The organism is Fibrobacter sp., from assembly GCF_045601785.1.
Lineage (GTDB): Bacteria > Fibrobacterota > Fibrobacteria > Fibrobacterales > Fibrobacteraceae > Fibrobacter.
Genome location: NZ_JAZSAF010000088.1, coordinates 1 through 12,598, shown reverse-complemented (window position 1 = coordinate 12,598; position 12,598 = coordinate 1). Strand labels below are relative to the sequence as shown.

13 protein-coding genes are annotated in these 12,598 nt (G+C 51.5%); 6 read left to right on the top strand and 7 right to left on the bottom strand.

Features of this window, described 5'->3' with window-relative positions:
• Together ACKI61_RS15130 and ACKI61_RS15125 are read left to right on the top strand one after the other, a co-directional pair.
• A partial coding sequence (locus ACKI61_RS15130; RefSeq protein ID WP_407458487.1) for a nucleotidyl transferase AbiEii/AbiGii toxin family protein occupies window positions 1–574 on the top strand: 574 nt, incomplete at its 5' end.
• A 108-nt stretch (window positions 575–682) separates the two neighbouring features.
• Window positions 683–1,267 (top strand): flavodoxin family protein, encoded by a 585-nt coding sequence (locus ACKI61_RS15125; protein WP_407458486.1) that lies wholly within the window; start codon window positions 683–685, stop codon window positions 1,265–1,267.
• A 21-nt stretch (window positions 1,268–1,288) separates the two neighbouring features.
• Here ACKI61_RS15125 and ACKI61_RS15120 read toward each other — a convergent pair whose 3' ends face one another.
• Window positions 1,289–1,765, bottom strand: a complete 477-nt coding sequence (locus tag ACKI61_RS15120) for a hypothetical protein (protein ID WP_407458485.1) — start codon at window positions 1,763–1,765, stop codon at window positions 1,289–1,291.
• Window positions 1,765–2,763 carry a DUF2156 domain-containing protein gene (locus ACKI61_RS15115; RefSeq protein ID WP_407458484.1) on the bottom strand — a complete coding sequence of 333 codons (999 nt, stop codon included), beginning with the start codon at window positions 2,761–2,763 and terminating at the stop codon, window positions 1,765–1,767. The genes ACKI61_RS15120 and ACKI61_RS15115 overlap by 1 nt, the downstream gene beginning before the upstream one ends.
• A gap of 159 nt (window positions 2,764–2,922) precedes the next feature.
• On the opposite strand from ACKI61_RS15115, the gene ACKI61_RS15110 reads away from it, so the two are divergent.
• On the top strand, window positions 2,923–3,657 hold the full coding sequence (locus ACKI61_RS15110) for a hypothetical protein (RefSeq protein ID WP_407458483.1): 735 nt from the start codon (window positions 2,923–2,925) through the stop codon (window positions 3,655–3,657).
• 79 nt (window positions 3,658–3,736) lie between these two features.
• Here the strand turns inward: ACKI61_RS15110 and hemC are convergent, their stop codons facing one another.
• The 3 genes from hemC to ACKI61_RS15095 are packed head-to-tail and all read right to left on the bottom strand — an operon-like array spanning window position 3,737 to window position 7,328.
• A complete protein-coding gene (hemC, locus tag ACKI61_RS15105) occupies window positions 3,737–4,693 on the bottom strand; it encodes a hydroxymethylbilane synthase (RefSeq protein ID WP_407458482.1) in 957 nt (318 codons plus the stop codon).
• Window positions 4,686–6,014: a glutamyl-tRNA reductase gene (locus tag ACKI61_RS15100; protein WP_407458481.1), complete on the bottom strand. Its 1,329-nt coding sequence runs from the start codon at window positions 6,012–6,014 to the stop codon at window positions 4,686–4,688. Before ACKI61_RS15100 ends, hemC begins: the two co-directional genes overlap by 8 nt.
• Window positions 6,015–6,062: 48 nt before the next feature.
• A complete protein-coding gene (locus tag ACKI61_RS15095) occupies window positions 6,063–7,328 on the bottom strand; it encodes a CotH kinase family protein (RefSeq protein ID WP_407458480.1) in 1,266 nt (421 codons plus the stop codon).
• 62 nt (window positions 7,329–7,390) lie between these two features.
• Between ACKI61_RS15095 and leuB the strand changes: the two genes are divergently transcribed.
• Complete coding sequence (gene leuB, locus ACKI61_RS15090) at window positions 7,391–8,482, top strand: 3-isopropylmalate dehydrogenase (RefSeq protein WP_073321933.1); 1,092 nt, start codon at window positions 7,391–7,393, stop codon at window positions 8,480–8,482.
• Window positions 8,482–8,979: an NUDIX hydrolase gene (locus ACKI61_RS15085; RefSeq protein ID WP_407458479.1), complete on the top strand. Its 498-nt coding sequence runs from the start codon at window positions 8,482–8,484 to the stop codon at window positions 8,977–8,979. The genes leuB and ACKI61_RS15085 overlap by 1 nt, the downstream gene beginning before the upstream one ends.
• Before the next feature lie 232 nt (window positions 8,980–9,211).
• On the opposite strand, the gene lptE is transcribed toward ACKI61_RS15085, so the two are convergent.
• Both lptE and ACKI61_RS15075 read right to left on the bottom strand, forming a co-directional pair.
• Window positions 9,212–9,724, bottom strand: a complete 513-nt coding sequence (gene lptE, locus ACKI61_RS15080; protein WP_407458478.1) for an LPS assembly lipoprotein LptE — start codon at window positions 9,722–9,724, stop codon at window positions 9,212–9,214.
• A 91-nt stretch (window positions 9,725–9,815) separates the two neighbouring features.
• On the bottom strand, window positions 9,816–11,291 hold the full coding sequence (locus tag ACKI61_RS15075; RefSeq protein ID WP_407458477.1) for a carbohydrate binding domain-containing protein: 1,476 nt from the start codon (window positions 11,289–11,291) through the stop codon (window positions 9,816–9,818).
• 174 nt (window positions 11,292–11,465) lie between these two features.
• Between ACKI61_RS15075 and serS the strand changes: the two genes are divergently transcribed.
• Window positions 11,466–12,598 (top strand): serine--tRNA ligase (gene serS / locus ACKI61_RS15070; RefSeq protein ID WP_407458476.1); only part of this gene is annotated, 1,133 nt, incomplete at its 3' end.

Here is a 12,598-nt window from a genome sequence, read left to right as displayed (position 1 = left end):
GCAAAGCGACCGCGACATAAACAACTACATATTCGAATATAAGCCGCTCTGCAAATCCAACGCACATATCGTCCCTGCAGTCAAGGTAGAAACAAGCCTTGTCACGGCAGTGTTTCCGTTCAAAGCGATGCCAATAGGGAACTACATCGCAGATTACGCAAAAGATATTTCTTTGTGCGATTATGGACTGGAACCGTTCACGATGAACGTTCAGGCTTTGGAGCGAACTTTAATTGACAAGATATTCGCCATTTGCGACTACTACCTTACCCAAAAGTCCCGCCGTCTATCGCGACACATTTACGATATTCACAAGATACTTCCGCTAGTTAAATTCGACGAGCATTTCAAAGAACTTCTGGAGAAAGTTCGTGAAATTCGCCGTTCATTAGACATCTGCCCTTCGGCAAAACCAGGGATAAACATCAATCAGCTTTTGAAGGAAATCTGCGAAAAAAACTTTTTCAAGCAGGACTACGAAGGTGTGACGCGGTTCTTTATTTTCGACAACACTAAATACAAGGACACAATAGCCTCCTTGCAGAAAATCATCGACATGGGTGTTTTTGCGTAAGAATCGGATTTCGTCCGAGAATTCTTTTAAAAGTGACATTTTCTAGATTCTGGGGTGTTTAACAGGGGAAAGTTTTATAGAAGAACATTTCTTTTGGATGGAGACACAATGAGAAAAGTGGTCATTTTGAATGCAAGCCCGCGCAAAGACGGAAACATCAGCCAAATGCTGAATATCATAGGTGATACCCTGTTTGAAAAGGGCACCGAGGTAACAATCATTGATGTCTGCAAGTTGGAATTTCGCCCGTGTATCGGTTGCATGAAATGCCGCAGCGCTCACGATTGCGTGATGCCGGAGGACGATGCGAAGCGGATTTTGCGCCTGGTGCAAGAATGCGACGCCCTAGTGGTCGGTTCGCCATGCTACTGGGGCAACATGACCGGGCAACTCAAAATGCTATTCGACCGCTGGGTTTACGGCATGATGGACCACAGCGAACGCGATTACCCGATTCCACTGTTAAAAGGAAAGAAGGCTGTCATTGTGACGACATGCACTACTCAATGGCCATTCAACCTGATTTTCAAGCAGTCGGCGGGTACCGTTCACGCCCTCAAGGAAATCCTTTGCTGGAGCGGATTCAAGATTGCAGGCGTGATTCAAAAAGGCGGAACCCATAAGCAAAATGGCCTTACGCCCAAAGAAATTGCCAAGTGCAAGAAGATTGCCTTGTCACTTGGTTCGCATTAAAGGCGTGAAAACGCAATCGGATTAAATTATCGGGAAGCCGACCCGGTATTCCTTGATGATTTCCGGATGCGTCTTGGCGTATTCAAAAATCTTATCGCCGAGACCGTCCTGTACGAGATCCACGAGGGCCTTGCTCGGGAGCGCGCCGATGCTTGGGCATGTGGGCGTGAGCGCGATGACGAGTTCACCCTCTTTATTCATGATGCGGAGCGGCCAGATGGAGCAGTCGAAGGGCTTGTCTTCGGGCTTTAAAATGCAGCCTTTGTGCGGATCCAGGAAGGTGCAGGGAACTTCTTCTTCGGGATCACCAGTTTTGTAGCCGCCAAGGACAATTTGGCCGTCGCGAAACTCCCCCACCACGCCGTATTCGTTGGGCTTGCTGAGTTTTTCAACGACTTCGGGCGGGAACAGCGGCGTTTCCCAGAGGCTCTGCCTGCGGAAAGAGCAGCAGAATTTGCAGGCGGCACAGGATGATCTTGAAAGGACGCGAGAAAGCATCACTCCCCCACTCGAACGTGCATTTTATCGAGAATCGTTTGCGGGTAGTACGAGAGTTTTGCCTTGCGGAGGCCTTCGATGTTGATGTCCTCTTCGCGGTTGATCAAATGAGCTCCCGTAGCCCAGAGCTTTTCGGCGAATAGTTTGTTTATAATCGCATAACCGCCATTCACGGCGTATTCGTCGATGACTTTTTCGAAATGGATATCCCATGCGCCGGGAGCAATTTCAGAAGCCATGGTCATACCGACGGGCTTGCCATTTACATACAAGACAGCGCCACGCATCTGGAGCGCGTCGAAGTTTTCCAGCGCCTCGCGGATGGCGCAATATTCCGCCAAGCGCGACTTTTCATCTTCGGAGCGTTCTGCCCAGGCGGCTTCGCGACATTCGCAGGTACACTCGCAGTCGGGAACGTCGGATTCGCCTAAAGATTCCACGTTGAGCCAGCGCTTTTCAACTTCAAGGGCGTCGGCGATGTTTACACCCGTAATTTCACGCAGTTCATAGTTTGTATAAGTGCGGTTGAATCGCGAGATATGATTGCGCTTTTTGCGGTACTGGTTACCTGCGAGAGTCGCTAGCGCTTCTGCGGAGTAAACGTAGTCGCTGTCGCCGCGGTTTTCTGTAAAATGAAGGGGCGGTTCTGCGCCGTTCGCCCCAGCGCTTGCAAAATACTCCCGCAAAATCTGTGCCCGCGGCTCATCCACCAGGCAGAATTCCAGCGGACGGCCCGATTTGTGGGCATCTTCGACAATAAGCGCGATTGCCGCACTCGCATCGCCCTCCCCTAGCGGAAAAGCATAGCCCCGGCGACTCCCCAGTCCGTTGTAGTAGCGAAACAGGAACCCGTCTTGCAACGCAATCTGCGTACCGTACTTTTTGCGCAGCAGAAAAATGTTCGCGAAGCTTGCGTCACTGCCGGTATAGCCCGAATCGGCCACGAGGCAAGTCGCAGCAGTACGATCGGAGCAATCTGGCGGGCGAAAGAGTAGCATAAACCCAAAATAACAAATTCATCGGCACAAAAAGCGAAGAGCAAGCAACATACAGGGCACCTTGCAATCATATTGTAAATATTATTTTACGTAATTATTGAATTTTTCTTTACAGAAAAACTATATTTATGGATAAAATATATCCTCACGGAGTTTTTTATGAAAAACGCCAACTTTTTGAAATTAGGCATCATCGCTGCGTTCGCCATCGGGCTGAGCGCCTGCTCTAGCACCGTTTCCGCAGACGACGATTCCAACGACAAAACAAATTCGAGAACCAGCAGCATCACTTTTGAATACGAAGATAGCGTCGTTGTCAATATTGACTCTACCAAGAAATCAAGCAAAGACTCTGACGACGAGGACTCCGAGAAGACTTCCACCACGTCTTCGAATAACGATTCTGACAGCAGCGACTCTACGGATCAGGGAATTTATTCATCCAACGCCCCGACACCGGTCGTTTCCGCTATCATATTCCAGAACAACGCTGCAAAGGAAGAATACGAATTCGAACTCGTGGTGCACGGAAACTATATCAAGCACACTGCGGTCATGGCAGCCGACAGCGTCGTCTACGAATTTAGGTGGAACGACGAAACACCAAGGGAATGGCACCGTATAAGAATCAGCGATTATCAGCCCGCCGCAGGCAAGAATCCGCCCAAGCAACCGGAAGTCGTCACCGACACTCTCATCTTGCTCAACACATACGACATGTGTCACTCCTATGGTTCCGTTAGAGTCATCTGGTACCTTGAAGACCAAGTTGAAGTTTCCGACTGGTCCGACCCTGTCGGCCCCCTGTACACCCTTACGCAGGCTCCGGAAGAAGGCCGAACCGAGTTCACCTTCAGCGATGGTTCCGACAACCCCTGCACCAACTCTTACTAAAAATAGATCGACCCGGACATCAGCGATGCCCGGTTTTGTTTTTGACTATGCCCAGTAATCACCTGGGCATTTTTTATTTTTACAGCTGTTCGCGGATTTTTTCAGCCAAGGCATAGCCGGCGGCGCGGGCCTGTGCAACAGCGTCGGCGGCGCGGGCGTCAAGAGACTGAGAAACCTGAGCGCGGAGCAAGCGCTTGCCGGATTCATCCCAGTAAATGCCACGAATTCTGAGATTGTCGGAGCCGCCCACGATTTCGGCAAAGCTTGCGACTGGGAACTGGCAACCCGCATTGAGTGCCTTAAGGTAGGCCATTTCAGCAAAAGCGATGCAGTAAGTTTCGGCGTCATTGACTCGCGCGAGAATTGCGTCAATGGATTGCTTCGGGCTACCGCCCTCGCAATGACGCGGCCGAGAAAGCGTTTCTATCGCCAGGATGCCCTGGCCAGAGGCCGGGAGCACCTGTTCGGTGCTGAAGAATTCCGTCACCTGGTCGGCAAGGCCCATGCGCTTGAGGCCGGCGGCGGCAAGCACGACTCCGTCGAGTTCCGAAAGCTTGGATAGGCGCGTCTGGATGTTGCCGCGAATAGGCACGTATTCCAAATCCGGGCGCAGAGCCTTGAGCTGTATAACGCGGCGAATGCTTCCGGTACCGACGCGGGCTCCAGCGGGCAAATCCATGAACTTGATGCCGCCAGCTCCCCCACGGGCAATAAATGCATCGCGCGGGTCTTCACGCTTTAATACAGCAGCAAGCTTGAATTCGGGCAAAACCTCGGCGGGCATGTCCTTGAGACTATGAACAGCGATGTCGGCTCGGCCTTCAAGAAGAGCCACTTCAAGTTCCTTGATGAATACGCCCTTGCCGCCGAAACTCGCTAACGACTTGTCGAGTCGGCGGTCGCCTTCGGTCGTCATCGTAACCAGTTCGTACGAAAGTCCCGGATTTACAGCCACAATGGAATCAGCCGCCATCGTCGTCTGCGCTACGGCAAGCGCACTCTTGCGGGTAGCAATGCGAAGTTTCAAATCAGCCACGGTTTGCCTCCAAGCACTTCAAGAACACTTCAACATCTTCGGGCGAATTTTCAGCCTTCACCTTGTACAGATAATCGTTCGCAAGTTTCTTCGCAAACCTTTCATACATCATGGCGATACGCTTGCGGTCTTCTTCGGACAAGTCCGGCAAGGAACGCAACAATTTTTCGGACTCTTCGTTGGCGACATTCACCATGCGTTCCGCATGCACGCTAATCTGCTTCGAGACTTCGTCCATGCGCATCCATTGCAGGAATTCGTCTAGGCCTTCCTTCAGAATTTTCTGGGCGGCATCGAGTTCCACCATGCGCAGGCGGCGATTTTCCGACACGATTTTTTCGAGATCGTCGACGCAAACATATTCAACACCGTGAAGTTCACCGATGCTAGATTCCGCATTGCGTGGGCTGCCAAGGTCGATAACCAAACGCTTAGCCTTGTCGTTTACAACGGGGTGTTCTGCCACCTTGCTGCAATGCTGTTCAAACACCACATCGACAGCACCCGCCTTGGGAGCCCCATCGCTAGACGTCTCAACACAACCAGTTACCTTCGCAAATTCATCCTTCGTGACAATCGGTTCCTGGCAGGCGCTGCAGAGAATCACCACGTCGCACTTGCCAATCACCTGGTAGCGGTCTTCAAAGCGCACCGGTGTCAGCACGTCCGCATACTTTTCGGCATTTGCGAACGTCTTGCTGCTCGCAAAGATTTTCGTCGTATTTTCCTGCACATACTTGAGCATCAGGGAACCCATTTCACCAAGGCCCACAATGTAGACGGTGCGGTTCTCCAGGTCGTCGAAAGTATTCAACACTTGCTTCATCGCGAGGAACGGAATGTTGCAGCTGAGCTTGCTCAGGTTAGTTTCCGTCTTGATGCGCTTGGTCGTGTGTATAGCCCCCTGAAACAGCTTGTTCAGGGTATTTCCCGTCGCATTCAGCTGATGCGCCGTTTCGTAGGCGCGTCCAATCTGGTGCAGAATTTGGTCTTCACCGACCGCCACGGAATCAAGCCCTGCGCAAACATTCATCACATGAAGCGCGACATCGTCGCCGGACTTGAAGTAGAAAAACTTCGAAAAATTCTCGTAGCTCTGGCCAGCCAACTGGCATACGTAACGAACGAGCGACTCTTCCGAGATTTCAGCATCAGACGCCACATAGACTTCCGTGCGGTTGCAGGTTGCAAGAATCAAAAGTTCATCAAACGGGGAACTTTTCAACGCTTCGGTCTTCACATCCATCGGGATGTAGAACTTTTCGCGGATCGAGATCTCAGCCACCTTGTGGCTCATTCCTGCCATAAATATCTTGCGCATGGTTCAAAGATAGAAAAATGGATTGCCGCGCTACGCCCGCAATGACGTTTAATTATTGATTTCTTTGTCTATCCACTGGTAGCGTTTTTTCATCCAATCGACCATCGTTTCAACCGCTTCGTCGTAGGAATCGTAGGGGTCCTTGAGTGCCCAGTTTTCGGTATTCTGCATCACGGGCCATCGCCTATATTCGTTCTTGATTGCACGCTCGATAATGGAGCGATAGACGGGAATGCTGTCGATCAGTTCATAGAATGTATCGCTGTGCTTTCGCCAATAGGCGCTTGCCGCGCTATCCACCACGGGACTGTTCATCACATAATAGTTTAATCGGTAAGTACGGATATACCAGTCCTCCGGATTCTGGTTCCGTTCGCGAGAAGCGTTTCCAAAAGCAAGGTCAAAGTCCCAAAGCGGACCAAAATGAATCGGCTCCCCCTTGGTCCATGTAAAGAACACGCTGCGGGCATAGTTGCCGTCTTCGTTCTTGGAATACTCCTGTACCCAATAGAATAACAAGTAATCGTCTAGGTCAATCCACTTCACGATTTCGTCACGGGGATACCGATACTGGTGCGTCAAGAAATTTTCAAACAAATTCAAATGGTCGAGCAATAACTGCTGGGACTCTTCAGAAGGCTCCTTGGGAGACTTGATGTGGTATATGTAATTAAAGTCATCCGTAATCACATAAGGCGGATCATACTTCTTTGTATCTTCCTTTTCAACTAAAAATGTCGAATCGTTCTTTTCGATATTCACGCGGTCCTTGGCGACCTTGACCGTTTCGGCAAGCAGGTAGAGCCCCATATAGTTGCGGTTCAGGTAGACTTCCACAAACTGCATCTTGGGAGTGTATTTTGCCCCGAGCCATTCCGAGAGCCGAGTCATCATGTAGTTTCGCAAGTGCGTCTTGTCGCCAAAGTTTGCCACCAGCGCCCAGTCCTTGCTCCTGGGCATCCCGAAAAGGGACACCTTGTCTTCGAACTCCAGCTTCATTCCGTATTTGGGCATCATAAAGCTTGAATTTCCACGGCCACGCACCGTCAACTCAAGAACTTCGCTCTCAGGAGCTTTCTCGCCATAAATTTGCAACCTTGACGGAATTTCCGTTTCACGGTCGCGAACGCCCGCATAATCCTTCGTTTCGATGACGATTCGCGGAAGCCCCGCATAGGGATACAAAGAATCGTCCATCGGGAGATAATCCGCCGAAGAATCCGTTTCTTCCCAGTAGCACCCCCCAATCATCACGCTGCAAAGAACCACAACAAAAAAGAAAGGGATACGGCTATGCCAAATTCGATTAAGCATCTATGACGAAAATATAAAAAATGCTATCTTTACCACGTTCAAAATTTAACCAAGGACTCATGATGAGCAAGAATTACAAGATTGCAGTGCTTCCGGGCGACGGTATTGGCCCCGAAGTCATGAAAGAAGCTGTCCGCGTGCTGGACGTGGTTTCCAAGAAGTTCGGTTTCGACGTGAACGCCGAATGGGCAAACGTCGGTGGTGCCGCATACGACGAAAGCGGTTCCCCGCTGCCGGAAAGCACCCTCAAGCTCGGTGAAGCTTCTGACTGTATTCTTTTCGGTTCCGTGGGTGGCCCGAAGTGGGAACACCTCCCCCCGAACCTGCAGCCGGAACGCGGTGCACTGCTGCCGCTCCGTAAGCACTTCAAGCTTTTCTGCAACCTCCGCCCGGCCCGCGTCTATAAGGAACTCGCAGGCGCTTGCCCGCTCCGTGCCGACATCGTGGGTGACGGTTTCAACATCCTCACCGTCCGCGAACTGACGGGTGACGTTTACTTTGGCCAGCCGAAGGGCCGCGAAGGCGTTCCGGGCTCCAAGGAAGAAATCGGCTTTGACACCATGAAGTACAGCCGCTACGAAGTCGAACGCATTGCACGCTTCGCTTTCGATGCCGCCATGCTCCGTAACAAGAAGGTCGCCTCCATCGACAAGGCCAACGTGCTCACCACCAGCGTGCTCTGGCGCGAAGTCGTGAACGAAGTCATCAAGGACTACCCGGAACTGACTCTCGAACACCTCTACGTGGACAATGCTGCCATGCAGCTCCTGAAGCGCCCGCGTGAATTCGACGTGCTCCTCTGCCCGAACCTCTTCGGCGACATCCTCACCGACGAATGCGCCATGCTCACCGGTTCCATGGGCCTCCTCCCGTCCGCTTCTATCGCCGAAGGTTCTTTCGGCCTCTACGAACCGGCAGGTGGTTCCGCTCCGGACATCGCAGGCAAGGGTATCGCAAACCCGCTCGCCCAGATTCTCTCCGTGGCTTTGATGCTTCGCTACACCTTCAAGGAAGAAGAAGCGGCCAAGGCTATCGAAGCTGCCTGCGAAAAGGTCATCGCTCAGGGCTTCCGCACTGGCGACATCTACCAGGAAGGCTGCACCAAGGTCGGTACGACCGGCATGGGTGATGCGATCATCAAGGCATTGGGTTAATGCTCAACACAACCCTCTGCTACATCGAACAAGACGGCAAGTACCTACTGCTCCACCGCGTCAAGAAGAAAAACGACATCAACAAGGACAAGTGGATAGGTATTGGCGGCAAGTTCGAGGAATGGGAATCTCCCGAGGACTGCATCAAGCGCGAGGCTCTCGAAGAAACGGGCCTCACGCTGATTCGCCCTAAGTACAGAGGGATTGTTACCTTCATTAGCGACGGTATGGACCAGACCGAATTCATGCACCTGTTCACGGCGACCGAATTTACCGGTACGCTCAAGGACTGCGACGAAGGCACGCTCGAATGGATACCCAAAGAAGACGTGGCCAAACTCCCCCACTGGGACGGCGACCTCATTTTCTTGGCACTCCTTGAACGGGGCGCGCCTTTCTTTTCGCTCAAGCTCACCTACAAGGGCTCCACCCTGACCGAGGCATTGCTAAATGAAGACCCTGTCACCGTAGAAAGCGTTTGCGACTTCAACGTGTAAAAAGATTTCCAGACAATCATTAAAATTTGCTTATTTTTTTCAATTTTTGTAGCAATCGAGTAAAATTTACTACAAAATTTTACAAAAAAAAGAATCTTTTTAAGATTCTTTTTTCTATTTTAGAAAGTACTCCAAACCAACCCCTAGCAGAGTCCACGTCTCGTGAGCTCTGCTTTTTTAGTAATTACCACTTAGCCAACGCAGCCCTGATTAATTTAACGTCGCGAAGCGACTACCATTTTGCGAGGGCGTTGGTAATGATCAGGTCCTGCATCTTTTCAATGGCGCGGGCTTGGCCATGGCGGTCTTCGGTCTCGTTCGCCTGCACGTCGTAGGTGCCTTCAGCACTCAGAGACTTAGATTCGTAAATGACCTTTTCCTTCACGTTGTCGTAGAACTTGACACTTACGCGAATGGTGACGCGGTAGGTTTCCACATCGCTGTTGCTATTGTAGTTTTCAGGCTTATTCGTATAGCTCAAAAGAGTCATCTCGAAGTCCGCATTTGCATCTTGGTTCACCAAGCGCACGCCACCCGCATTCTTGCGGAACATTTCGACAACGCCTTCGCGAATGTTGTTCGCAAGCACCGGATCAAGCGTTTTGTCTTCGACTTCGTGAATCTTGACCGTTTTGATATGGCTCGGGAGCGTAGACGCCGTAAAGCTGTAGCAACCACTCAGGAGCCCCACAGACAGGGCCACCATCACAAGACAAAGTAAACGAGACACTTTCTTAGCGAGCATGCTGTAAATGTAGAAAAGAATAACCTGTAAATACAACAAAACCACGGCATCGCCATGGTTTTTGCGTTAATCTGTTTCTAGAAGTTTAGGACTACTTTACCGAGAATACGCGGTTGACAAGTCCACCCTTCACGACATAAAGACCTTTTTCAAGGTTCATCGCGTTCAACTGCGCCTGGACATCGCCCATGCGGGTCCCCTTCAGTTTGCATACGAAGGCACCCTTCATGTTGTACACGCTGTAGGTCCTTTCGACATTCAACACGGTAACCTTGTTGGCGATTCCGGTCAAATCACCCGCACTGGCCTTAGAAAGCACCACATTGTCAATGAACACGCTGCCCGTGGCAAGCCCTGCATTGATGGAGATGCGAGCATCTTCGTCGGTCGGCTCTTCCATAGTAAAGACGATTTCATAGGTCTTTTTCTCGGTGCCGAGATCGAATGTCTTTCCGCCGCCAATGTAGCTGGTCCAGGGGTCGGTATCCTTTTCGAGATTCACTTCGAGAGTCCTTGCCACAGATGCATAGGCTTCAAAGGTGAGCTTATAGCTTTGGCCCTTTTCATAGTGCAGACCCTTCTGAATCATCTGGACATCATAAGCGTTAGTACCAACCTTGGTCACGTTGATTTCAGCCTTGCCTTCGCTAAACTTCAGGGAGCCTTCGCCACTGTGCTGCTGCAGGTTCCAGCCGGCAAGTTTCAAGGAATCCGAGAATGTTCCATTGAACACGGTATCCCTGTTGGTCGGAACCTCGATGGGCGGTGTAATATTGGCACCGTCCAAAGAAAACTGTTTCACAAAGTTCCAGATGTCCGAGACCTCATTCTTTGAAGGCATGTGACCGCGCCCCTGAAGTTTTAAGTGCTTAATGTAGACACCATCGTCACATGGGCCCCAGGTATAAAGTGTCGCCCTATCACCCTGATGCGGCCAGTTTTCCTGCACCTCTGCCTGCGCGGGGCAATTAAACTGCTGACGATAAGATTTTAAGTTGTTCTCGAGACCGTCGTAGCCCACCACATCATCGCCGGTGCCGTGCGTGTGGAAAATCGGAACCGGACGCATGGCAACTCCCGCTCCTTGCATCAGATAGCCGGAGCACGGCGCGAATGCGGCGATTTTGTCGGCAATTTTTCCCATGGCATGGTAGCTAAGCATACCGCCCATCGAGAAGCCCGACATGTATACGCGCTTCGGGTCAATGTCATAATCTTTAACCATCTGGCTGATGATTTCCGAAATCCACTTGGTATCTTTATCTCCGCCGATATCCCATGTAGAATAACCTTCGCCACCCCTCGGATACACCACAACAAAGCCCGCCGTATCGGCAACCGCCTCCCAATGGGTGTTTTCCTGCTGGTAGCCAGGATCCTGGTTCATGCCATGGAACGAAAGAAGCAAGGGGCTCTTGGCCGCAAGGCCGCTCGGAGCGTACACATGAACATCCCTGCCCGAAATAGAGACCTTCTTGTAGTCATTGATGGTTTTTCCGCCACCGCCGCCCCACTGGGCAAACGAAAACGCGGCTGCAGACAAAAAAAGTAACAACGGGAATTTCATTTTTATCTCCTTGGAATTCCTTTTTGAGTTTTGTTACTCTATACACCATCGTATAATATATATCCATCTTACAAAAGGTCTACTCCATGTCACTAAATTGTGTTGTTGAAAAACACAACAGGCAAAAAGTTGCTATATTCTCCCGCGTAAAATTTTTATCATCCGAGGCATAAAATGCTTGACATCAAGAAAATCCGCGAAAATCCGGAATACTACATTGCTGAAACCGAAAAGAAGTACACCACAGTGAGCCTGAAGGACGTTCTCGCCATCGACAACGAACGCCGCCCGCTCCTCACCGAAGTGGAACGCCTCAAGAGCGAACGCAACGCCGAATCCAAGAAGATTGGCGACCTCAAGAAGAAGGGCGAGAACGCCGACGAGGCCGTGGCCGCCATGCGCGCCCTGGGCGACAAGATTGACGAACTCGACAAGAAGCTCAAGGATTTGGACTACAAGCAGACCGAAATGCTCATGCACGTGCCGAACATCGCCCCCCGCTCCCCGGAAGGCAAGGATTCCAGCGACAACGTGGTGGAGAAGGACGGCCCGATTCCGTTTGACTACTACACCAAGAACGATGACTTTGCCCGCGTGGACCACAAGACCCTGGGCGAACGCCTCGGCATTTTCGACTTCGAACGCGGCGCGAAGATTTCCGGTAGCGGCTTCCCGGTCTACCGCGGTCTCGGTTCCCGCCTGGAACGTGCCCTCATCCAGTTCTTCCTGGATGAACACCAGAAGAACGGCTTCGAGGAATTCACGCCTCCGTACCTCGTGACCCGCAATACCATGCGCGGCACGGGCCAGCTCCCGAAGTTCGAAGAAGACATGTACCGCTGCGACAAGGACGACGACCTGTTCCTCATCCCCACAGCAGAAGTGCCTCTGACCAACCTTTACGCCGGCGAAGTGATTCCGGAATCCGAACTCCCGAAGCGCATTTGCGCCTACTCCGCCTGCTTCCGCCGCGAAGCTGGTTCCTACGGCAAGGATACCCGCGGACTCCTCCGCCTGCACCAGTTCAACAAGGTGGAAATGGTCTACTTCGCCCACCCGGAACACAGCTACGAGGACCACGAAGAACTCACCCGCTTCGGTGAAAAGCTCCTGGAAAAGCTGGGACTGCCCTACCACCGCCTCGCCCTCTGCAAGGGTGACCTCGGTTTCGGTGCCGCCAAGTGCTATGACCTCGAAGTCTACGCCCCGGTGGAAAAGAAGTGGCTCGAAGTCAGCTCCTGCTCTAACTTCGAAGACTACCAGGCACGCCGCGCCAACATCAAGACGAAGATTAACGGCAAGAACAC

What these genes read in the sequence shown, in the direction of transcription:
- ACKI61_RS15125 (WP_407458486.1), top strand. Translation starts at nt 683, where the DNA reads ATGAGAAAAGTGGTCATTTTGAATGCAAGCCCGCGCAAAGACGGAAAC.
- ACKI61_RS15120 (WP_407458485.1), bottom strand. Translation starts at nt 1,765, where the DNA reads ATGCTTTCTCGCGTCCTTTCAAGATCATCCTGTGCCGCCTGCAAATTC.
- ACKI61_RS15115 (WP_407458484.1), bottom strand. Translation starts at nt 2,763, where the DNA reads ATGCTACTCTTTCGCCCGCCAGATTGCTCCGATCGTACTGCTGCGACT.
- ACKI61_RS15110 (WP_407458483.1), top strand. Translation starts at nt 2,923, where the DNA reads ATGAAAAACGCCAACTTTTTGAAATTAGGCATCATCGCTGCGTTCGCC.
- ACKI61_RS15100 (WP_407458481.1), bottom strand. Translation starts at nt 6,014, where the DNA reads ATGCGCAAGATATTTATGGCAGGAATGAGCCACAAGGTGGCTGAGATC.
- ACKI61_RS15095 (WP_407458480.1), bottom strand. Translation starts at nt 7,328, where the DNA reads ATGCTTAATCGAATTTGGCATAGCCGTATCCCTTTCTTTTTTGTTGTG.
- leuB (WP_073321933.1), top strand. Translation starts at nt 7,391, where the DNA reads ATGAGCAAGAATTACAAGATTGCAGTGCTTCCGGGCGACGGTATTGGC.
- ACKI61_RS15085 (WP_407458479.1), top strand. Translation starts at nt 8,482, where the DNA reads ATGCTCAACACAACCCTCTGCTACATCGAACAAGACGGCAAGTACCTA.
- lptE (WP_407458478.1), bottom strand. Translation starts at nt 9,724, where the DNA reads ATGCTCGCTAAGAAAGTGTCTCGTTTACTTTGTCTTGTGATGGTGGCC.
- ACKI61_RS15075 (WP_407458477.1), bottom strand. Translation starts at nt 11,291, where the DNA reads ATGAAATTCCCGTTGTTACTTTTTTTGTCTGCAGCCGCGTTTTCGTTT.